The organism is Streptomyces sp. NPDC002133 (assembly GCF_040296405.1).
Classification (GTDB): Bacteria; Actinomycetota; Actinomycetes; order Streptomycetales; family Streptomycetaceae; genus Streptomyces.
In genome coordinates this window covers 61,431-81,053 of record NZ_JBEOXF010000021.1, presented here as the reverse complement: position 1 = coordinate 81,053, position 19,623 = coordinate 61,431, and the positions used below count along the sequence as shown (strand labels likewise).

The 19,623-nt window shown below is 71.2% G+C and carries 23 protein-coding genes; 8 read left to right on the top strand and 15 right to left on the bottom strand.

Annotation, left to right across the window (positions count from 1 at the left end; all coding sequences use genetic code 11):
* Positions 1-8: 8 nt before the first annotated feature.
* The 4 genes from ABT078_RS21235 to mshD form a co-directional block, all read right to left on the bottom strand.
* The gene (locus ABT078_RS21235) at positions 9-926 is read right to left on the bottom strand and encodes an ABC-2 membrane transporter-related protein (protein ID WP_351229923.1); all 918 of its coding nucleotides are present in this window, start codon (positions 924-926) and stop codon (positions 9-11) included.
* The gene (locus ABT078_RS21230; RefSeq protein ID WP_351229921.1) at positions 923-1,816 is read right to left on the bottom strand and encodes an ABC transporter ATP-binding protein; all 894 of its coding nucleotides are present in this window, start codon (positions 1,814-1,816) and stop codon (positions 923-925) included. The genes ABT078_RS21235 and ABT078_RS21230 overlap by 4 nt, the downstream gene beginning before the upstream one ends.
* The gene (locus ABT078_RS21225) at positions 1,813-2,223 is read right to left on the bottom strand and encodes a GntR family transcriptional regulator (protein ID WP_351229979.1); all 411 of its coding nucleotides are present in this window, start codon (positions 2,221-2,223) and stop codon (positions 1,813-1,815) included. Before ABT078_RS21225 ends, ABT078_RS21230 begins: the two co-directional genes overlap by 4 nt.
* An 80-nt stretch (positions 2,224-2,303) precedes the next feature.
* On the bottom strand, positions 2,304-3,227 hold the full coding sequence (mshD, locus tag ABT078_RS21220) for a mycothiol synthase (RefSeq protein WP_351229919.1): 924 nt from the start codon (positions 3,225-3,227) through the stop codon (positions 2,304-2,306).
* A 149-nt stretch (positions 3,228-3,376) separates the two neighbouring features.
* Here mshD and ABT078_RS21215 point away from each other — a divergent pair, with 149 nt between their 5' ends.
* Entirely contained in the window at positions 3,377-5,182 is a 1,806-nt protein-coding gene (locus ABT078_RS21215; RefSeq protein ID WP_351229917.1) for a bifunctional metallophosphatase/5'-nucleotidase, read from the top strand.
* A gap of 152 nt (positions 5,183-5,334) precedes the next feature.
* On the top strand, positions 5,335-6,207 hold the full coding sequence (locus ABT078_RS21210; RefSeq protein WP_351229915.1) for a phosphatidylinositol-specific phospholipase C: 873 nt from the start codon (positions 5,335-5,337) through the stop codon (positions 6,205-6,207).
* Here ABT078_RS21210 and ABT078_RS21205 read toward each other — a convergent pair.
* From ABT078_RS21205 to ABT078_RS21160, 10 genes are all read right to left on the bottom strand, one after another.
* Positions 6,172-7,599: a HAMP domain-containing sensor histidine kinase gene (locus ABT078_RS21205; protein WP_351229913.1), complete on the bottom strand. Its 1,428-nt coding sequence runs from the start codon at positions 7,597-7,599 to the stop codon at positions 6,172-6,174. The genes ABT078_RS21210 and ABT078_RS21205 overlap by 36 nt on opposite strands.
* Positions 7,596-8,330 (bottom strand): response regulator transcription factor, encoded by a 735-nt coding sequence (locus ABT078_RS21200; protein ID WP_351229911.1) that lies wholly within the window; start codon positions 8,328-8,330, stop codon positions 7,596-7,598. Before ABT078_RS21200 ends, ABT078_RS21205 begins: the two co-directional genes overlap by 4 nt.
* A gap of 20 nt (positions 8,331-8,350) precedes the next feature.
* Entirely contained in the window at positions 8,351-9,382 is a 1,032-nt protein-coding gene (locus ABT078_RS21195) for a S1C family serine protease (protein WP_351229909.1), read from the bottom strand.
* Between the two features lie 246 nt (positions 9,383-9,628).
* Positions 9,629-9,916: a DUF1416 domain-containing protein gene (locus ABT078_RS21190; RefSeq protein ID WP_351229907.1), complete on the bottom strand. Its 288-nt coding sequence runs from the start codon at positions 9,914-9,916 to the stop codon at positions 9,629-9,631.
* Between the two features lie 42 nt (positions 9,917-9,958).
* Positions 9,959-10,804 carry a sulfurtransferase gene (locus ABT078_RS21185; RefSeq protein WP_351229905.1) on the bottom strand — a complete coding sequence of 282 codons (846 nt, stop codon included), beginning with the start codon at positions 10,802-10,804 and terminating at the stop codon, positions 9,959-9,961.
* 155 nt (positions 10,805-10,959) lie between these two features.
* Positions 10,960-11,040, bottom strand: a complete 81-nt coding sequence (locus ABT078_RS21180) for an Ms5788A family Cys-rich leader peptide (protein WP_351229977.1) — start codon at positions 11,038-11,040, stop codon at positions 10,960-10,962.
* A 316-nt stretch (positions 11,041-11,356) separates the two neighbouring features.
* On the bottom strand, positions 11,357-12,103 hold the full coding sequence (locus ABT078_RS21175; protein WP_351229903.1) for an LmeA family phospholipid-binding protein: 747 nt from the start codon (positions 12,101-12,103) through the stop codon (positions 11,357-11,359).
* A gap of 95 nt (positions 12,104-12,198) precedes the next feature.
* A complete protein-coding gene (locus ABT078_RS21170; protein WP_351229901.1) occupies positions 12,199-13,362 on the bottom strand; it encodes a hypothetical protein in 1,164 nt (387 codons plus the stop codon).
* 10 nt (positions 13,363-13,372) lie between these two features.
* Complete coding sequence (locus ABT078_RS21165; RefSeq protein ID WP_351229899.1) at positions 13,373-13,627, bottom strand: MoaD/ThiS family protein; 255 nt, start codon at positions 13,625-13,627, stop codon at positions 13,373-13,375.
* Positions 13,628-13,682: 55 nt separating this feature from the next.
* The gene (locus ABT078_RS21160; protein ID WP_351229897.1) at positions 13,683-14,579 is read right to left on the bottom strand and encodes an alpha/beta hydrolase; all 897 of its coding nucleotides are present in this window, start codon (positions 14,577-14,579) and stop codon (positions 13,683-13,685) included.
* Between the two features lie 287 nt (positions 14,580-14,866).
* Here ABT078_RS21160 and ABT078_RS21155 point away from each other — a divergent pair, with 287 nt between their 5' ends.
* The 3 genes from ABT078_RS21155 to ABT078_RS21145 all read left to right on the top strand — a co-directional run bounded on the left by ABT078_RS21155 (position 14,867) and on the right by ABT078_RS21145 (position 17,110).
* A complete protein-coding gene (locus ABT078_RS21155; RefSeq protein WP_351229895.1) occupies positions 14,867-15,670 on the top strand; it encodes a response regulator transcription factor in 804 nt (267 codons plus the stop codon).
* Positions 15,671-15,694: 24 nt separating this feature from the next.
* On the top strand, positions 15,695-16,720 hold the full coding sequence (locus tag ABT078_RS21150; RefSeq protein ID WP_351229893.1) for a LacI family DNA-binding transcriptional regulator: 1,026 nt from the start codon (positions 15,695-15,697) through the stop codon (positions 16,718-16,720).
* A 102-nt stretch (positions 16,721-16,822) separates the two neighbouring features.
* Positions 16,823-17,110 carry a DUF3099 domain-containing protein gene (locus ABT078_RS21145; RefSeq protein ID WP_351229891.1) on the top strand — a complete coding sequence of 96 codons (288 nt, stop codon included), beginning with the start codon at positions 16,823-16,825 and terminating at the stop codon, positions 17,108-17,110.
* Positions 17,111-17,144: 34 nt separating this feature from the next.
* Here ABT078_RS21145 and ABT078_RS21140 read toward each other — a convergent pair whose 3' ends face one another.
* Positions 17,145-17,507, bottom strand: a complete 363-nt coding sequence (locus ABT078_RS21140; RefSeq protein WP_351229889.1) for a DsrE family protein — start codon at positions 17,505-17,507, stop codon at positions 17,145-17,147.
* 334 nt (positions 17,508-17,841) lie between these two features.
* On the opposite strand from ABT078_RS21140, the gene ABT078_RS21135 reads away from it, so the two are divergent.
* From ABT078_RS21135 to ABT078_RS21125, 3 genes are all read left to right on the top strand, one after another.
* On the top strand, positions 17,842-18,576 hold the full coding sequence (locus tag ABT078_RS21135; protein WP_351229887.1) for a hypothetical protein: 735 nt from the start codon (positions 17,842-17,844) through the stop codon (positions 18,574-18,576).
* A 17-nt stretch (positions 18,577-18,593) separates the two neighbouring features.
* On the top strand, positions 18,594-19,427 hold the full coding sequence (locus ABT078_RS21130) for a hypothetical protein (protein ID WP_351229885.1): 834 nt from the start codon (positions 18,594-18,596) through the stop codon (positions 19,425-19,427).
* Positions 19,424-19,623, top strand: a 200-nt coding sequence (locus ABT078_RS21125; protein ID WP_351229883.1) for a hypothetical protein, incomplete at its 3' end; no start/stop codon positions are given. The genes ABT078_RS21130 and ABT078_RS21125, both read left to right, overlap by 4 nt.

Genomic DNA, 19,623 nt, shown 5'->3' with positions numbered 1-19,623 from the left:
CCGAAGGCTCACGCGTGACGCCGGCGCAGCACCCGGAAGGCCACGGCCGCGACGAGCACGGCCAGGGCGAGGACCATACCCGTCTCGACGAGCTGGATCGGCCAGAAGTGCGAGGCCGGGTGGTGGACCGCGAAGTCCGTGACCCCGCCCTTCTGGGTCAGGCACTGATCGGCGCTGCCCTGACCGGGCAGGAGGGGATAGCAGTCCTTCGCGTACAGCCGCTCGCCCGATGCGGTCAGCATGCCCGATTCCAGCGACCAGTCTGTGGCGCTCTCCGCCCGGTCGGGGCCGGTCGTCATGACCGTGGGCCACAGGTGCTCACGCAGCTGGGCGACGGTGAGCAGCAGCGAGCCGGTCGCGAGCCCGGCGATGCTCATGGCGACGACCGTGCGTCGCACCAGCAGCCCGGCGAGGGCCCCGACGGCGACGGCGAGCAGCGCGTACGCCACACCGGCGGGGCCGAGGGCGATGTACGTCGGGTGGTGCCAGAGCTCCAGGTACGCGCTCTCCCGCACGGATGCCAGGCCCCAGCGGTGTACGCCGACCAGCACGATCGCGCAGACCGTCGCGACGACCGCCGGGACCGCCAGCTTCGCGGCGAGCCACCGGGCGGGTGACACCGACTGGGTCCACAGCAGCCGGTAGGTGCCCGACTCCAGGTCGCGGGCGACGAGCGGCCCCGCCACGAAGGCCGCCACGAGCAGCGGCAGGAACATGATCGCCGTGGTGCTCTTGTCCAGGGCCCACAGCAGCCGGTCGTGCCACTCCGTCGGCCTGAGCACCGTCCCGTACTCGGTGACGTACCAGGTCCGCGTCACCGCGACGGCCAGCGCCAACGCGGCCGTCAACCCGGTCGTCGCCCACAGCACGTGCCGGTAGCGGCGTACGACGACCCAGGGCATCCCTCTCGGTGTCAGGGCGCTCATGCCACGACCTCCTCGGCGGGCGGGTTCAGCAGGGCGGGTGCGTCGGGGGAGCGCAGATGGGCCAGCACGACTTCCTCCAGGGAGGGTTCCATGGTCTGCCAGTCGGCGGGGAGCGGGCCTTCGGGGCGTACCAGTGCGGTGAGTTGGCGTCCCGTCGTGCGCGATTCGACGACGGTGTGCGGGTCGAGGCCGACGGTGGCCGGTCCGGTCACCAGGGTGTGCGCGGCGACGACCTCGTCGATGGCGCCGCCGAGGCGGACGCGCCCGCGGTCGACGAGCAGCAGATGGTCGCAGGTGCCCTCCAGTTCGGTGAGGATGTGCGAGGACATCACGACCGTCGTGCCGCGCTCGGCGGCGTCGGCGAGCAGGGTGCCCATGAGCCGGCGGCGGGCGAGCGGGTCGAGGTCGGCCATCGGCTCGTCGAGCAGCAGCAGTTCGGGCCGCTTGCCGAGGGCGAGTGCGAGGGCGACGCGGGTGCGCCGGCCGCCGGAGAGCGTGCGGACGAGGGCGGCCGGATCCAGCTCTCCGTCCCGTACGACCTGATCGGCGATGGTGTCGTCCCAGCGGCCCCGGTTGAGTTCGCGCCCCAGGCGCAGGGTCTCCGCGACCGTGAGCTGGGGGAGGAGCGGCTTGTCCTGGCCGACGTACGCCAGGTTTCCGCGCGCGGTCCCGGGCTGGGTGCCGAGGACGCGGAGGCCACCTTCGGTGGGGCGCAGCAGACCGGCGGCGAGCGCCAGCAGAGTGGATTTTCCTGCCCCGTTGGGGCCGACGAGGGCACAGATCCGGCCGGCGGGCAGCCGGAAGGAACAGTCCCGAAGAGCCCAGGTGTGGCGGAGTCGCCCGCCGAATTTCCTGCCGAGGCCGGTGGCCTCGAGAGCCGTGTCCGTCATGCGTCGTCCCCCTTGTGGTGTCGCTGCCGGTCTTCCGCGAAGTGTTCGTCGAGTACGGCGCCGAAGAGTGCGGCCACGTCGTCCCGCTCCAGGCCCGCCGCACGGGCCCGGCTCGCCCAGTCGGCGAGCTCGCCGCGCAGCGGGGAGTCGGAGGGGGCGGCCCCCAGGGACTTCCGTACGAACGTGCCGAGGCCGCGCCGGGCCTCGACGAGGCCCTCGCGCTCCAGCTCGCGGTAGGCCTTGAGCACGGTGTTCGGGTTGATGGCCGTGGCCTCGACCACCTCGCGTGCAGTGGGCAGCCGGTCGCCGGGCTCCAGCAGACCCAGCCGCAGGGCCTGTTTCGTCTGCTGCACGATCTGCACGTAGGTGGCGATGCCGCTGCGCCGGTCGATCCGGTATTCGATCACCACCATCACCCTTTCACTAATCAAGTAGTGAAAGGGTGATGCAAAGAAGGGGCGGTGTCAACCGCCCCTCTTCGTCCGGCTCAGGTCTCCGTGCGGTACATCAGGTCCACCTCATGGGTCAGGAAACCGAGCTGCTCGTACACCCGCAGGGCCGCCGGGTTGTCCGCGTCGACGTACAGCATCGCCGTCGGCACGCCCTCCGCGGCGAGATGGCGGAGGCCGACGGCGGTCAGGGCCTTGCCGAGGCCGGTGCCCTGGGCGTCGGGACGGATGCCGATCACGTAGACCTCGCCGAGCTGCTCCTCCGCGTGGACCTTCGTCCAGTGGAAGCCGACGATCTCGCCTGCGCGCTCGGCGAGGAAGAAGCCCTTGGGGTCGAACCAGGGCTCTTCCTTGCGGTCGTCGAGGTCGCGCTGGGTGATCGAGCCCTGCTCTGGGTGGTGGGCGAAGGCGGCCGCGTTGACCGCGAGCCAGGCCGCGTCGTCCTGGCCGGGGATGAACGTACGGATCGTGACGCCCTCGGGAAGGGCCGGCTCCGGGATGTCGAGAGGGCTCAACGAGCGCCGCAGCTGGCGCAGTTCGCGGAAGAGGGTGAGCCCGAGGACCTGGGAGAGATGGCGGGCCGCGGACTTGCCGCCGTGCGCCCAGACGCGAAGGCGCTTGCCGGACGCGGCCAGCAGGGCGTTGCCGAGGGCGCGGCCGTGGCCGCGGCCCCGGTGACCGGGGTGGACGACGAGCTCGGCCGCCGGGGCCTCCACCGGGTCGGTGTCCTCCAGTTGGGCGTAGCCGCGGAGCTCGCCGCCGACGGTGAGCAGGAAGTGCCGCACGCCCTCGCGCCGGCCGTGGCGCAGCTGGAGGCGCCCCTGCTCGGAGACGGCCTGCATTCCGTCGGCGCTGGCGGCGACGGAGAGCAGGCGGAGGACGTCCTCGGCCTGCTCGGGGAAGAGTTCGTCGAGTGTCTGGATCTGCCGGCCGGGCTCGAGGGCGGGGGCTGCGTCAGTCATACGTCGAGGGTACGGCGCCGCGCCGCACCCGATCGGAAACCAGGTCGTAACCCGTTACCCCCTGTCGCGCTACGCGCGTTGACTCTAGGCTGCCCGGCTGAGCACCAAAGAGTACGAACACCATCACGCTGAAACTGACAAGGGGACAGATGTCAGCGACACCGCACCAGAAGCGCCGCCGCATCCTCGCCGCCGTCGCCGGACTGACCACCGTCGGCGCGCTGGTCGCCGCGATGCCCGCCGGAGCCCACGACCGCGGCAACGGACCGGGGCACGGGCACGGACACGGCCGCACCGTGGACGTCCAGCTGCTGTCCTTCAACGACCTGCACGGCAACCTCCAGCCGCCCGCCGGCTCGGCCGGGCGCGTGACCCACACCAACGAGGACGGCACCACCAGGACCATCGACGCGGGTGGCGCCGAGTACCTCGCCACGCATCTGCGTCAGGCCCGCGAGGGCAACAAGTACTCGATCACCGCCGCGGCCGGCGACATGATCGGCGCCTCGCCGCTGCTGTCCGGGCTCTTCCACGACGAGCCGACGATCGAGGCGCTGAACAAGCTGAAGCTCGACGTCTCCTCCGTCGGCAACCACGAGTTCGACGAGGGTGCCAAGGAACTCGCCCGGATCCAGAACGGCGGCTGCCACGAGAAGGACGGCTGCTACGAGGAGGGCAAGAAGTTCAGGGGCGCGGACTTCCCGTTCCTCACCTCCAACGTGACGAACGAGAAGACCGGCAAGCCGCTGCTCGACCCGTACTTCATCTGGGAGAGGAACGGGGTGAGGATCGGCTTCATCGGCGTCACCCTGGAGGGCACGCCGAACATCGTCTCCGCCGAGGGCGTCAAGGGCCTGAAGTTCGGCGACGAGGTCGAGTCGATCAACAAGTACACCAAGATCCTTGAGCGCAAGGGCGTCAAGTCCATCGTCGCCCTGATCCACGAGGGCGGGGCCCCGGCCTCGGCCTCGTACAACTACAACTGCGACAGCCCCGGCCCCGGTGACGGCATCTCGGGGCCGATCGTCGACATCGCCAAGAACGTCAGCCCGCAGGTCGACGCCCTGGTCACCGGCCACACCCACCAGGCGTACGCGTGCACGGTCGCGGACCCGTCGGGCAAGCCGCGCACGGTCACGTCGGCGGCCTCCTTCGGCAAGCTGTACACGGACACCACGCTCACGTACGACCGCTGGACGCGCGACATCGTCCGGACGTCGGTGGCCTCCGCCAACCACGTCGTCACCCGTGACGTGCCGAAGGCCGAGGACATGACGCGCCTCATCGACCGCTGGAACGTGCTCGCCGCGCCCATCGCGAACCGGCCCGTCGGCTTCATCAGCGCCGACATCGACAACCCCTTCGACGCGCCAGAGAAGCCGCTCGGCAACCTGATCGCGGACGCGCAGCTCGAGGGCCTCGCCCCGGCCGACAAGGGCGGTGCGCAGATCGCCTTCATGAACCCGGGCGGCATCCGCGCGGGCCTCGTCCACAAGGCCACCGGCAGCGAGGGCGACGGCGTCGTGACGTACGGCGAGGCCTTCACCGTGCAGCCGTTCACCAACATGATGACGGCGGTCGACCTGACCGGTGCCCAGCTCGTCACCGCGCTGCAGCAGCAGGTCAGCGGCGCGAACCTGGCCGTTCCGAAGATCCTCCAGGTGTCGAAGGGCTTCACGTACACCCTGGATCTGACGAAGACCGGAGCCGACCGGATCGTCGTCGACTCGGTGAGGCTGAACGGTGAGGCGATCGACCCGGCGAAGACCTACCGGGTCGCGATGAACGAGTTCCTGGCGGGCGGCGGCGACGGCTTCGCGGTCCTGAAGGAGCACCAGAACAAGCTGGTGGGCGCGTCCGACCTGGACGTCCTCACCGCCTACTTCGCCGCCCACTCGAGCGCGGCCGCGCCGCTGGCGCCGCCGGCGACGGACCGGATCACGGTCGTCAAGTAAGGCGCAGTACGGATGAGGGGCGGCGGGCGGTCGGCCTGCCGCCCCTCATCCGTTTCCGCGGAACTCATTCTGTGTCATGGGCATGTCTGCCATCATCCGGGTGCCGACCGCGACCCCCCACATCGCGGAGGCCGACGAAGGAGACGGCACACATGTCCCTGACCAGACGTGGTTTCCTCACGGGCGCGGCTCTCGCGTCCGCCACCGCCCTCATCGGGGCAGCACCCGCCGGTGCTGCCCCGCAGCGCGTCCTGGGCACCCAGGACTGGATGAGCGGCATCGACGGCGGCAGAGCGCTGCGGACCCTCACCATCCCCGGCACCCATGACTCCGGCGCCCGCTTCGGCGGACTGTGGGCCGAGTGCCAGAACACCACCATCGCGCAGCAGCTCGACTCCGGAATCCGCTTCCTCGACATCCGCTGCCGGGTCACCGGCGGCTCGTTCGCCATCCACCACGGCGCCGCCTACCAGAACATGATGTTCGGCGACGTGCTGATCGCCTGCCGCGACTTCCTGAACGCCCACCCCTCCGAGACCGTCCTCATGCGGGTCAAGCAGGAGTACTCCTCGGACAGCGACGCCACCTTCCGCGCCGTCTTCGACGACTACCTCGGCAACCGCGGCTGGCGCCCGCTGTTCCTCATCGGCGACGCCCTCCCCTCCCTCGGCCAGGCCCGCGGCAAGGTCGTCCTCATCGCCGACAACGGCGGACTGCCCGGCGTCAAATGGTGGGACGGCGGCGTCTTCGACAACCAGGACGACTGGAACGCGGCGCCGAACGCCAAGTACCCCAAGATCGAGGCACACTTCCGCAAGGCCGTCGAGCAGCCGGGCAAGCTCTTCATCAACTTCGTCAGCACGTCCGCGTATCTGCCGCCGCGCTGGAACTCCGACAACCTCAACCCGCGCGTCCACGGCTTCCTGGACGGCACCGCGAGCGGCTGGAAGGGGCTCGGCATCGTGCCGATGGACTACCCCAACACCCGCTCAGGCCTGGTCGACTCGCTCATCCGCCACAACTGACGGCGGCGGAGGCGTCGGCGCCCCCGGCAGGCTGATCACCGCGACCGTGCCGCCGCCCTCCGCAGGCCGTAGCTCGACCCTGCCGCCCGCCTGCTGCACGGTCCTGGCCACGATCGACAGACCCAGGCCCGAGCCGGGCAGCGCGCGGGCGGACGGGGAGCGCCAGAAACGCTCGAAGACATACGGGAGTTCCTCGGGCGGCACGCCCGGGCCGTGATCGCGTACGGTCAGCACGCCCCGGTCCAGCGACACCTCGACCGTACCGCCCGGCGGCGAGAACTTGACCGCGTTGTCCAGCACATTGACCAGGGCGCGCTCGAGGTGCGTCGGCTCGGCCCGTACGTACCAGGGCCGCAGCTCGGCGGTGATCCTCAGCTCGGGACCGCGCAGCCTGGCCCGCTCCAGCGCCGTCCGCGCGATGTCGTGCAGCGCGACGACCTGGACGGGACCGGGTGTCGCGCTGTCCGACCGGGACAGCTCCTGCAGATCGCCGATGAGCGCGGCCAGCTCGGTCATCTGCGCCTTCACGGACGCCAGCAGCGCGGCCCGGTCGTCCGGCGGCAGCGCCCGGCCCGTCTGCTCGCTGCGGGCCAGCAGCTCGATGTTCGTCCGCAGCGACGTCAGCGGGGTCCGCAGCTCGTGACCGGCGTCGGCGATCAGCTGCGCCTGCCGGTCGCGGGAGGACGCGAGCGCCGCGGTCATCTGGTTGAAGGAGCGCGACAGCCGGGCGATCTCGTCGCCGCCCTCGACGGGGATGCGCACGGTCAGATCCTCGGTACGGGCCACGTGCTCGACCGCGTCCGTGAGGCGGTCGACGGGCTTCAGCCCGGTCCTTGCGACCCACAGGCCGGCAGCACCGGCTCCGACGGCACCGACGCCCGCGAGGGCGGTGAGCAGCAGGGCGAGACGGCCCAGTGCGGCGTTGATCTCCTGCAGGGGGCGGGCGACCGTGACGGCCACCTCGCCGACGCCCGGCACTGGCATCCGTTCGGTGTGCACCCGCACCTCGGCACCGGCGTCGGTGGTGCTGCTGTGCAGGGAGCCGCGAATGACACCCCGCGCGACCTGGATGTCCTCGGCCTTCACCCGCACCGGCTCGGAGCCCAGTGCCACACAGCGACCGCCGTTGGCGTCGACGATCTGAACAAAGGCGAAGCTGGGGCCCTGCGTGGTGTCCTCGCCCCCGGGTGAACCACACGCCCGCGCGGCGGCGACCGCCGTGCTCATGGGGGCACTGGTGTTGCGCAGCGAGGTGTCGAGCTCCTGGTGCAGCTGGGCGCGGGCCAGCAGCCAGCACGTCACGGCGACCGCCGCGACCGCCACGGCGACCGCGGTGGCGGTGAGGAGCGCGAGCCTGGAGCGCAGGGGGAGCCCCTGGAATCCGCGGATCACTCCGGCGACCCCTCCCGCAGCGCATAGCCGACCCCGCGCACCGTGTGGACCAGGCGCGGCTCGCCGCCGGCCTCCGTCTTGCGGCGCAGATACATGACGTACACGTCCAGCGAATTGGAGCTCGGCTCGAAGTCGAAGCCCCAGACGGACTTCAGGATCTGTTCCCGGGTCAGCACCTGCCGCGGATGCGCCAGGAACAGTTCGAGCAGGGTGTACTCGGTACGGGTCAGTTCCACGCGGCGCGTGCCCCGTGTGACGTCGCGCGTCGCCAGATCCATCCGCAGATCGGCGAACGAGAGCACGTCGCCGGGCCCCTCCCGGTCCGCGCCGCCTGCCGCCGCCGCGTACGAGCTGCGGCGCAGGAGCGCCCGGATCCTGGCGAGCAGTTCGTCCAGCTCGAACGGCTTCACCAGGTAGTCGTCGGCCCCGGCGTCGAGGCCGGTGACGCGGTCGCCGACGGTGTCGCGGGCGGTGAGCATCAGGATCGGCAGGGTCGATCCGGACGACCGGATGCGGCGGGCCGCGGTGAGCCCGTCCATGCGCGGCATCTGGACGTCGAGGACGACGAGGTCGGGGCCGTACGACTCCAGCTTGGTGAGGGCGTCCATGCCGTCGACGGCGACCTCGGTGGCGTACCCCTCGAACGCGAGGCTGCGCTGGAGCGCCTCGCGGACCGCGGGTTCGTCGTCGACGATGAGGATGCGCTCGCCGTCAGCAGGGGGTGTCGTCATGGGGCCAGCCTCGCACGCACTCAGTTGTCGCCGCCCGAGCGCAGGCTGTCCAGGTCCGCCTTGACGGTGTCGACCGGGATGGCGAAGCCGAGGCCGACGCTGCCGGCGGTGGAGCCGTTCGCGGAGCTCGGCGAGTACATGGCCGAGTTGATGCCGATGATCTCGCCGTTCATGTTGATCAGGGCGCCGCCGGAGTTGCCGGGGTTGAGCGATGCGTCGGTCTGGATGGCCTTGTACGTGGTCTTGGAGTCGCCGGTGTCCCCGTTGAACTGCTGCCCGCCGAACTCGAAGGGCCAGCCCTGACGGGGGTCCTGCTGCGACTGCCGGTCCTGGCCCTCTCCCTTGGCGACGGTCACGTCCCGGTCGAGCGCGGAGACGATACCGCTGGTCACGGTGCCGGTGAGGCCCTCGGGGGAGCCGATCGCGACGACCTCGTCGCCGACCTTGACGCTGTCGGAGTCGCCGAGGGGGGCGGCCTTCAGCCCATCGGCGCCCTGCAGCTCGATCAGGGCGAGGTCCTTGTCGGGGTCGGTGCCGACGACGTCCGCGGTGTATGTCTTTCCGTCGCTGAGCGTGACGCGGACCGTGTCGGCTCCGGAGATGACGTGGTTGTTGGTGACGACCTCGCCGTCCACGGTGATGATCACGCCGGAGCCGGTGGACTCACCGGCGCCGGTGGCCGCCTTGATCTCCACGATGCTCGGGGACACGGCCTGGGCGACACCGGCGACGGTGCCCTTGCTGCTCTGGGAGACCGTGGTCCCGTTCACGCCGGTGGCGGTGCTGCCGCCGCCCTCCCAGGCGAACCGCTCGACCAGCGTGGCCGCCCCGCCGCCGACGGCGGCGGCGACGATCGCGACGGCCGCGAGCAGTCCGACCGAGCGCTTGGCCCGGCGCCGGTCCGGCCGCGCGGCAGGAGCGTACGCGGGCGGCGGCGGGTAGCCGGGCCCGTCCGTGCCCCCGTTCCCCTCCCCGGACCCCAGGTACGGGTACGGGTACTGCTGCTGCGTGTGCGTGCTCTCGTCGCCGCTGCTGCGGTAGTGGTCCGTCATGGTCACGACTTTCGGGCGCGTTCATGAGAACGCCCTGAGGGCGGACTGAGAAGCCCGACAGAACCGCGTATGCCCGATATAAAGGCACTCGCAGGGCTTCCGGAGATCCGCCTGCGAACGGCACGAAGGGCCGCACCCCGATCCAGTGGCGTCCAACCCCCGGGGATGCGGCCCTTCGGCCGGTATTCAGTGCTGTACGTGCCGTGCTCCACATGCCGTGCAGTACGTGCCGCGCAGTACGTGCCGTCAGACGGCGATGGCCACCTCGGAGAGGCCACCGGTCTGGGCGACGACCGTGCGGTCCGCCGTGGCGCCCGGGACGAGGGCCCGAAGGGTCCAGGTGCCCTCGGCCGCGTAGAAGCGGAACTGTCCGGTCGCCGAGGTCGGGACCTCGGCGGTGAACTCGCCGGTCGAGTCCAGCAGACGCACGTAACCGGTGACGGGCTCGCCGTCGCGGGTCACCTGGCCCTGGATGGTGGTCTCACCGGGCTTGATCGTCGAGGCGTCGGGGCCGCCGGCCTTCGCTCCACACATGCTTTTCTGTCCTTACGGTCGGGGAGGCTGAATGCCTGGGGCTTACTTGTTCGCGCCGAGCTCGATCGGCACGCCGACGAGGGAGCCGTACTCGGTCCAGGAGCCGTCATAGTTCTTGACGTTCTCGATGCCGAGCAGCTCGTGCAGGACGAACCACGTCAGCGCGGAGCGCTCACCGATGCGGCAGTAGGCGATCGTGTCCTTCGCCAGGTCGACCTGCTCTTCGGCGTAGAGCGCCTTGAGCTCGTCGTCCGACTTGAAGGTGCCGTCGTCGTTGGCGTTCTTGGACCACGGGATGTTGCGCGCGGTCGGGATGTGGCCCGGGCGCTGCGACTGCTCCTGCGGCAGGTGGGCCGGGGCGAGCAGCTTGCCGCTGAACTCGTCGGGCGAGCGCACGTCGACCAGGTTCTGGTCGCCGATCGCGGCGACGGCGTCGTCGCGGAAGGCGCGGATCGAGGTGTCCTGGGCCTTGGCCTTGTACTCGGTGGCCGGGCGCTGCGGGACGTCGGCGCCGTCGACCAGGTCGCGGGAGTCGAGCTCCCACTTCTTGCGGCCGCCGTCGAGGAGCTTCACGTCCTGGTGGCCGTAGAGCTTGAAGTACCAGTAGGCGTAGGAAGCGAACCAGTTGTTGTTGCCGCCGTAGAGGACGACGGTGGCGTCGTTGGCGATGCCCTTCTCCGACAGCAGCTTCTCGAAGCCGGCCTGGTCGACGAAGTCACGGCGGACCGGGTCCTGGAGGTCCTTCTTCCAGTCGATCCGGACGGCATTCCTGATGTGGTTCTTGTCGTATGCCGAGGTGTCCTCGTCGACCTCGACGATGACGACCTTCGGGTCGTCCAGGTGGGCCTCGACCCAGTCGGCGTCGACCAGGACGTCGCTGCGGCTCATGCTGTTTCTCCTCCGGGGCAGTGTGCGGCGGGTGGTGCGCGGGCGATCATGCGCAAGGGTGGGTGCGGGTACGCCTCGACGGCGGACGGCACACGCGGGGACCCTGGCCGGGAGGCGGCGCGAAGGGCCCTGGGAAACGGAAGTCGAGCTCCCGCTCAGACGGGGCGACAGAGCATGGCGGCGACGCGGCACAGGTCTACTGCCCGCCGCTTCGTGAGATCCGCCTGTCGCTTCATGCGTCCGATCGTAGGGACGTGGCGGCGGCCATGTCACCGGCGTGTCGTATGGTGAGACACGATCGTCCGCATGGCGAGACGTCAAGTGGGTCGCGGCTCCCGGGCCCGCTACGGCGGGCCTGTGCGGCCGCCCTGCGTCTGCGGATCGGACGACCTCGTCTCACGATCCGATCGCCTGACCGCGGCGGCCGATATCCGGGCCGGACCAGGGCCGGACCCGGGCCGGAACCCGGGCCGACATCCGGACCGACACATCCAGGGTGACATCAGGCCCGTGTCGAGGCCGGGCACTCGGACGGGACGTTCGGACCGGTGCTCAGCCCGCCAGCGACACGTTCGTACCCACGCCCGAGAAGCGCAGCCCGCCCTCGTCCGCGGTGACCTTGTCGAGCTTGATCGTGCTCGGCAGCCCGTCGATCTTCAGGTCGTAGTCGACGGCGTCGCGCAGCGTCTTGTCCATGCCCGGGACCGGCAGCTTCGGCAGCTCCTCGGCGCGCAGCCTGACCGTGTCGCCGCCGGTCGTCGAGACCGTGCTGTACGTCGTGAGCGTCCGGCCCTCCAGCGCGGACTCGGCGAAGGCCGGAATGGTGAAGCCCGCGCCCTCCAGCAGCTCGACGGCCGGACCCGTGACCTTGACCTGGCCCTTGGCCGCCCGCTCCGCTCCCGCGTAGGAGACGCTCGCGCCCTCGGGCGCCGACTTGCCGAGATCCGCGTACGAGATGCGGGCGGAGCCCATGGCGCGGTCCGCGACGGCGGAGGAGAACCCGTCGAGGCGCACTCCGCTCAGCTCGGCCGCGACCTCGGTCACCTCGACCGAGTGGCCGCCCGCGCTGGCCTGCACACCGCCGAGGCGCACCTGGACGTCGTCCAGCTCGGAGCTCGCGATCTGGGTCAGGAACGGGAAGCCGTTGATCGACACCTCGGGCTCGGTGCTCAGGCCCTGGCTGCTCCGGACCTTGGCGGCGACCTCGCTCTCGGCGAAGTTGACCGCAAGCCGATCGGCGATGGCGAAGAGTCCGCCCAGGATCACGGCGGTGATCAGCAGTATTCGCAGTGCGCGCATGACTCGGTGTTTCCCCCACCCCTGTCCTGGCCGCCCGCGGTCGGACCGGCCCGAATGATCGACGTCCGGCGCCCGGCAATTGGTTCCCGGGAGGTTCAGACCAGGGCGCGGCCCAGCAGGTACACGATGGGTGCGGCGGCCGTGAGCGGCAGCGCGACGCCCGCGGTCATGTGGACGAAGCGGGACGGGTAGTCGTAGCTGGCCGCCCGCAGCCCGACGAGCGCGCCCACTCCGGCCCCGAGGCCGAGCAGCGCCCCGCCCGAGCCCGCTCCGACGGCTCCCCCGGCCGCGATACCGGCCCCCGTCGCGGCCAGCAGCGCCACGAAAACCGATGCGGCGCCCGGCAGAGGCAGCGCGCGGGCGACGGTGGCCGCGGCGACCGCGACCCCGCCGACGACCAGGGCGTCCGACTCGGGGGCGAGATAACCGGCCGCCACGATCGTCAGCGCGGCGGAGGCGACGGTGGCCATGAGGCCGTGCATCCGCTCGTCGGCGGTCGCGTGGCTCCGCAGCTGCAGCACCAGAATGAGCAGGACCCAGACGCCGAGGGTGCCGACGATCGCGGCCGGCGCGTGCTCCCGGCCCACGATGAGCAGGGCGGCATCCGCGGCGACGCCGCCGGCGAAGGCGAGCGCGATGCCCTGGCGGGCGGGCCACATGCCGTTCAGCCGGAACCAGCCGGCGGCGGTCACGGCCTGCAGCAGGACCAGCGGGAGGAGCAGCACGTACGGCGAACCGGTGGCACCGGCCGCCGCGAGCAGCAGTCCGAGCACGGCGGTCAGCCCTGCGGGCTGGATGCCGGGCGGGATGATCGGCGAGCGCCCTTCGGCGCGGGCGCGCTGGGCGTCGGTGATCCGGGTGTTGCCCCCGGTGGTGGGAGCGCCGTAGGCGGGCTCCCCGGCGACCGGGGCGACTGCCTCCGCGACAGCCGCCGTGGGCTCGTGCGCGAGGGGCGGCACCGGGGCCTCTGGAGGCAGCGGATGGGACCCCGGGCCGAGCGGCGCACCCTGCTGATGCCCGTACGGCGCGTGCTGCGCCGACGGGACGGGCTGCGAAGGCTGCGCATGCGGCGCCGAGTGGACCGTGGGCTGGTACTGGGTGTCCCAGGTCTGGCCCTCCCACGACTGGGTGACGTTGGGGTCCTGCTGGTAGCTCTGCCCGTACGGATCGTGGTGATCGTGGTCGTACGACCCTCCGTGCGAGCCGTGCGGGTCCTGCGAGCCCCGGGGGTCGTACGGATACTGCTGATCGTTGCTCATGCTGTGCGGTTCACCCTCCTGCGAACGGCGGGAGCACCTCGACCGTGCCGCCCTCGGCAAGCCGTACGGTCTCATGTCCACGCTTCCCGACGGGGTCACCGTCGACGAGGAACGAACACCGCCGGAGCACCCGGACGAGCTCGCCCGGGTGCCTCTCGCGGGCGGCGTCCAGCGCCTCGGCCAGGTTCTCCGCGGCGTACGGCTCCTCGGCCACCCCTGCGGCGGCCTTGGCCGCGGCCCAGTAGCGGATGGTCCCCGCTGCCATGGCGGCACTCCTCTCAGCGGCTCGTCTCTTCGGCTCGTCGACTGACCATGATGGGCTATGCGCGGACGAGCCAGTCCGCGAGGCGCCCCAGCAGTTCGTCGTCAGCAGCGTTCTCGGCGTGGCCCATGCCCGGCTCCAGCCAGAGCTCGCACGGCCCGGCGTCGGCCAGCATGCGCGGATGGTCCAGCGGAAAGTACGGATCGCGGTCGCCGTGGACGACCAGCAGCGGGGTCGGAGCGATCAGCGGGACCGCCTCGACCGGCGAGAGCGGGACCGGGTCCCAGTCCTCGTGGTGGATCCGGGTCCCGAAGCCGTACCGCCCGACGAGCCGGCCGAGGGGTCGGGTGACCACCCAGTGCAGCCGTCGCATCGGGGCCGTGCCGCGGTAGTACCAGCGGGCCGGAGCGCTCACCGCCGCCACCGCGTCCGCATGCGCGTCCCGCACCTTCCCCACGGCATGTGCGGCACATGCTCCCGTGAGCCCCTCGTGCGCCCCGGAAGCCGCCCCGTACAGCGCCGCATGCCGCAGGACCACCGATCCGCCCATCGAGAAGCCGACCGTCACCACCCGGCGATGGCCGAGCGACCGCGCCCAGGCGACCGCCGCGGCCAGATCCAGCACCTCACGGTCGCCGACCGTGGAGTGCCCACCCGAACGGCCGTGGCCTCGGAAGGAGAAGCTGACGACCGCGGCGCGCTTTGCGAAGACACCCGCGGCACGCCGCACCGCGGGCCGGTCCACCGACCCCGTGAACCCGTGCGCCACGACGATCGCCGTGTCGCAGGCCCCGGCCGTGCACGGCTCGTAGAGGGCCTCGATCCGGACCCCGTCCGATGTACTCAGGGTTGCCCGTCCCGGTCCGTCCGGGGCTCCCCCCACGCCCCCCGGGGCGTAGGGGGAGATCGACGAAACATCCACACTGTGAAACCGACCCTCCGCCACCGCACTCATGTGGGCTATTCTGCTGGGCAGAGGATCCGGGCGACGCAGCCCCCGGGTCCTTTTGCGTTTCCTGTCCGTTGTTACAGGCAAGTGAACGAAACGATCGCGGAACCCCGGGGCGCGGGGGCCGCGGCCGGAGCAAGAAGCAGTGCCGCAAACTCCCCCACAGCCTGCCGGCGTGGGAGGGGTCCCCTCTCGCAGGGACGAGGAGGAACCGACGTTATGGGCGAGCGAACCGTGCACGACCGAGAGACGACGACCCGCACAGAGACGGTGCACCGGGCAGGTGGGGCGCGATGAGCTCTCTGTTGCTCCTCACGAACGCCCTCCAGCCGTCGACGGAGGTGCTTCCCGCCCTCGGCCTGCTGCTCCACAACGTGCGGGTCGCACCCGCCGAGGGCCCGGCCCTCGTCGACACCCCTGGTGCCGATGTGATCCTGGTCGACGGCCGGCGCGACCTTCCACAGGTGCGCAGCCTCTGCCAGCTGCTCCGCTCCACCGGGCCCGGCTGTCCGCTGATCCTCGTCGTGACGGAGGGCGGCCTCGCGGCCGTCACCGCGGACTGGGGCATCGACGACGTGCTGCTGGACACCGCGGGCCCCGCGGAGGTGGAGGCCCGGCTCCGGCTGGCCATGGGCCGCCAGCAGATCACCGCCGACGACTCCCCGATGGAGATCCGCAACGGCGATCTGTCGGTCGACGAGGCGACGTACAGCGCGAAACTGAAGGGCCGGGTCCTGGACCTGACCTTCAAGGAGTTCGAGCTGCTCAAATACCTGGCGCAGCACCCCGGCCGGGTGTTCACCCGGGCGCAGCTCCTGCAGGAGGTCTGGGGCTACGACTACTTCGGGGGCACACGGACGGTCGACGTCCACGTACGGCGGTTGCGCGCCAAGCTCGGGCCCGAGCACGAGTCGCTGATCGGGACCGTGCGCAACGTGGGCTACCGCTTCGTCACCCCCGAAAAGGTCGAGCGCGCCGCCGAGGAGGCCAAGGCGAAGGCGCAGGCTGCGGTCGCCCGGCCGGAGGATGCGGCCGTCGCCCGCCCGGAGGGAACGGCCGAACAGCGCGAAGCAGCCGTACGCCCTGCCCAGAGGTAGGTCACCCCGCGTAGACTGCCGCGCGTGGCCAAGGTGACGCGGGACGATGTGGCGCGACTGGCGGGTACTTCCACCGCCGTCGTCAGTTACGTCATCAACAACGGACCCCGGCCGGTCGCCCCGGCCACGCGCGAGCGTGTCCTCGCTGCCATCAAGGAGCTCGGCTACCGGCCGGACCGGGTCGCGCAGGCGATGGCCTCGCGGCGCACGGACCTCATAGGCATGATCGTGCCGGACGCCCGGCAGCCGTTCTTCGCGGAGATGGCCCACGCGGTGGAACGGGCCGCGGCCGACCGCGGAAAGATGGTCCTCGTCGGCAACTCGGACTACCGGGACGAGCGCGAGGTCCATTATCTGCGGGCCTTCCTCGGCATGCGCGTCGCAGGGCTGATCCTGGTCAGCCAGGGCCCGAGCGAGCGTGCGGCGGCGGAGATCGAGGCGTGGGACGCGCGGGTCGTGCTGCTGCACGAGCGGCCCGAGGCCATAGACGACGTCGCGGTCGTCACCGACGACATCGGCGGCGCGCAGCTGGCGACGCGGCATCTGCTGGAGCACGGGCATCCGTACGTGGCCTGTCTCGGCGGCGTCGAGAACACGCCGGCCGTGGGCGACCCGGTGGCCGACCACGTCGAGGGCTGGCGCCGGGCGATGCTGGAGTCCGGGCGGTCGACGGAGGGCCGGCTCTTCCAGGCCCCCTACAACCGCTACGACGCGTATCTCGTCGCCCTGAAGATCCTCTCCGGCCCCGACCGGCCGCCGGCGATCTTCTGCGCGACGGACGACCAGGCGATCGGTGTACTGCGCGCGGCGCGCGAGCTGCGGATCGATGTGCCGGGCGAGCTGGCGGTGGCGGGCTTCGACGACGTCAAGGAGGCGGCGCTGACCGATCCTCCGCTGACGACGATCGCCTCCGACCGTCCGGCGATGGCGCGTGCGGCGGTGGATCTGGTGCTGGACGACGGGCTGCGGGTGGTCGGCTCCCGGCGGGAGCGCGTGAAGCAGTTCCCCTCGGCCCTGATCGTGCGCCGCTCCTGCGGCTGCGAGGCCTGACGTCGGAGGTACGGGGCACCCGCGAGGTCGGCGTGCCCCCGCGGGTGCTCGCCACCGTGGGCTCAACGGGAGAGAGTCGGCTCGGGGACCTACCCTTGAGGTGTGCTCGCCCGTAGGCGCAAGGTCTACTTCTGGATGATGGGCGGATGCCTCGTCCTCTTCGTGTCCGCTTGGGCTTTCGTGCGCCTCTGGTCGGTCCCGGCCGCCGTGGCGATGTGCGTCGTCGCCATGGTCATCCCGCCGGTCGCGGCGATGGTCGCCAACCGGCGCGGGCCCGAGGACCGGTGGTGGGACGACCCGTCCGGGGACCCGCAGTCCGACGAGTGGTGGGCCGAGCTGGACGGCAGGAAGCGGCGCCCCGACGAGCGCCGGGACGAGCACTGGGACTAGTTCGGCACCGGGAGCGGTGCGACCAGCACACGAACTAGTACACGAGCGCCTGGACGCCGTCCGCCGTCGCCTCGCTCACGAAGACCTGCGCGCCCGCGATCCGTACGCCCTCGATGACGTCCTTCTCCGTGATCTCGCGGCGCGCCGCGCACTGGGTGCAGAGCGTGATGCGGCCTGCCGCCTGGATCGACTCGATCAGCTCCGGCAGCGGTGCCGCGTGCGGCAGCTCGAACTCGGCGGCCCGGCCGGGGAGCGCGAACCACGAGGACTCGCCGGTCAGCCAGAGGGAGACCTCCAGTCCGCTGGCCACGGCGACGGCCGCGACCGTGAAGGCCTGCGAGCAGCGTTCGGGGGCGTCGGCCCCGGCGGTCACCTTGATCACGAGCTTCTTCGCCATATGCCGAACTGTAATGTGCCGCGCCACAACCCCACCCGCCCCCCGCGTGTCAGCTGTGTGCGCGGATACGGAATCCGTGCTTCAGGTCTCGTGGGGGGACCCTTTGGAAACGCAGGACACACAGGCGCAGGAGGCTGCGGGACAGCCCGCGCCGGACCTCGTGCCGCAGCCGGTTCCGGCGCCGACAGCGGCCCCGGACCCGGCGCCGACAGCGGCCCCGGACCCGGCGGCCCAGGATCAGGTCCCGGCGCCGACAGCGGTTCCGGACCCGGCGGCCCAGGATCAGGTCCCGGCGCCGACAGCGGTTCCGGCCCCGGCGCAGGAATCGGAGACCGTGAACCGGCCTGCCCGCCGTCTCGGGCGCACCGCCCTGGTCGTCGCGGCCGCCGCCGTCATCGGCCTTGTCGGGGGTACGGCCGTCGGCTACGGAGTGCAGGCCGACCGCGAGCCCACACCGCTGCCCGCGCTGAGCCAGGCCGGTCTGGCCTACCCGGCGAAGCCGCTGGCGGACGACAAGCGCCCGGCGCCGCTGCCGGCCGCCGAGGACCGTCAGGCCAAGACCGACGGGGATCTGCGCAAGCTGCTTCTGCCGAAGCCGGCCGGTGCCAAGGACTCGGGCTTCTCGTACGGCGACGGATGGGTCTCGCTGGCCAGGTACACCGACCTCTACGACAGCCCCATGTGGGCGCTGGAGGACCAGCTCGAGAACGGGATCCGGCGCGTCGCGTCCACGTCGTGGAAGTCGGGCGCGTACAGGACCACGGAGATCCGGCTGGTGCAGTTCCGCCCCAGTGACGTGCGCGGCGCCTACGAGCATGCGATCGGCCAGATGGATTACATGCCCGAGGACGAACACGCCGGCAACGAGGGCGACCCGATCAAGGGTTCCACCAACGGTCGCTACTACCTCTACCCGGTGGAGCGAGAGCCCGGCTACCTGGACCTCTATGAGGCCCGGGCGTACTTCCAGCGCGGCGACGTGATGGTCGAGATCTTCATGTACGACACCAAGAAGATCTCCAAGAAGGACATCAGTTCGGTGGCCGAGCAGCAGCTGGGGCGCCTGTGAGCGAGGACCGGAGCACCGTGACCGACGCGAATGACGTGTTCGCCGCCACCGTTCCCGTGGTGGTGGACGGGAACCTGCCGAAGAAGGTGGGGGCGAAGCGCAAGCTGCTCACCGTCGTACTGCCCGTCGTACTGGTCCTGGCCGTGATCGGCGGCGGCGGCACGTACACCTCCGTCACGGTCGCCGCCGCGGACCGCACCGCGCCGACGATCGTCTGGGAGAACCTGGACCCGAAGACGGAGGCCAAGGACCCGGCGGAGCTCTCCGCCACCCGGGGCAAGGCCTCGACACCGCTGAGCAAGTTGCTGTTGCCGGTTCCGTCCGGCTTCGAGCTCGGCCCCGACATCGAGGGGTACGGGAACGACGGGGAGCTCGCCGAGAAGGACGCCGTCGCCCTGCTGAAGAGCGAGGGCAAGGGTCTCGCCGGAAAGAAGCGCCGCGAATACGAGAAGCAGGTCGAGCGCCTCGGTGTGCAGGGAATCGCCGTGCGGTCCTTCGCCTCGCAGGACGCGGACCTCGTCGTGGACGTGCACATCACGCGGATGAAGAACAAGAGCCGGATCCGCGACATGTACAAGCTCCGGACCGGTCTCGCCGAACTTCTCGGGTTCCCCAAGGGACCGAAGATCAAGGACCACAAGAACTCCGCCTGCTACCTGATGCCGCAGGGCAAGGAGGGGAGCAAGAAGGAGAAGGCCGAGCAGCTGGACGGGATGATCTGCGTGGCGTACGACTCCGAGAACCTCGTCGCGGTCACTGCCGCGGGCGCCAAGCCGTTCGACAAGTCCGCCGTCGCCGCGCTGGTGAAGAAGCAGCTGGACCACATCAAGTCCCCGGGGGAGTACGTATGACGGAGCAGACCGAGTCGGCCGTGCAGACCGAGCCGGCCCCGCAGGCGGCACCGGACGTGCAGCCCGAGCCGACGGTTCCGAACCAGGCTTCCGCTCCGGTGGCCGAGGCAGTGTCGTCCGAGGCGGTTGCCGTCGCGGTGGCCGGGGGAGTGTCGTCCGAGGTGGTTCCCGCTCCGGTGGCCGGGGGAGTGTCGTC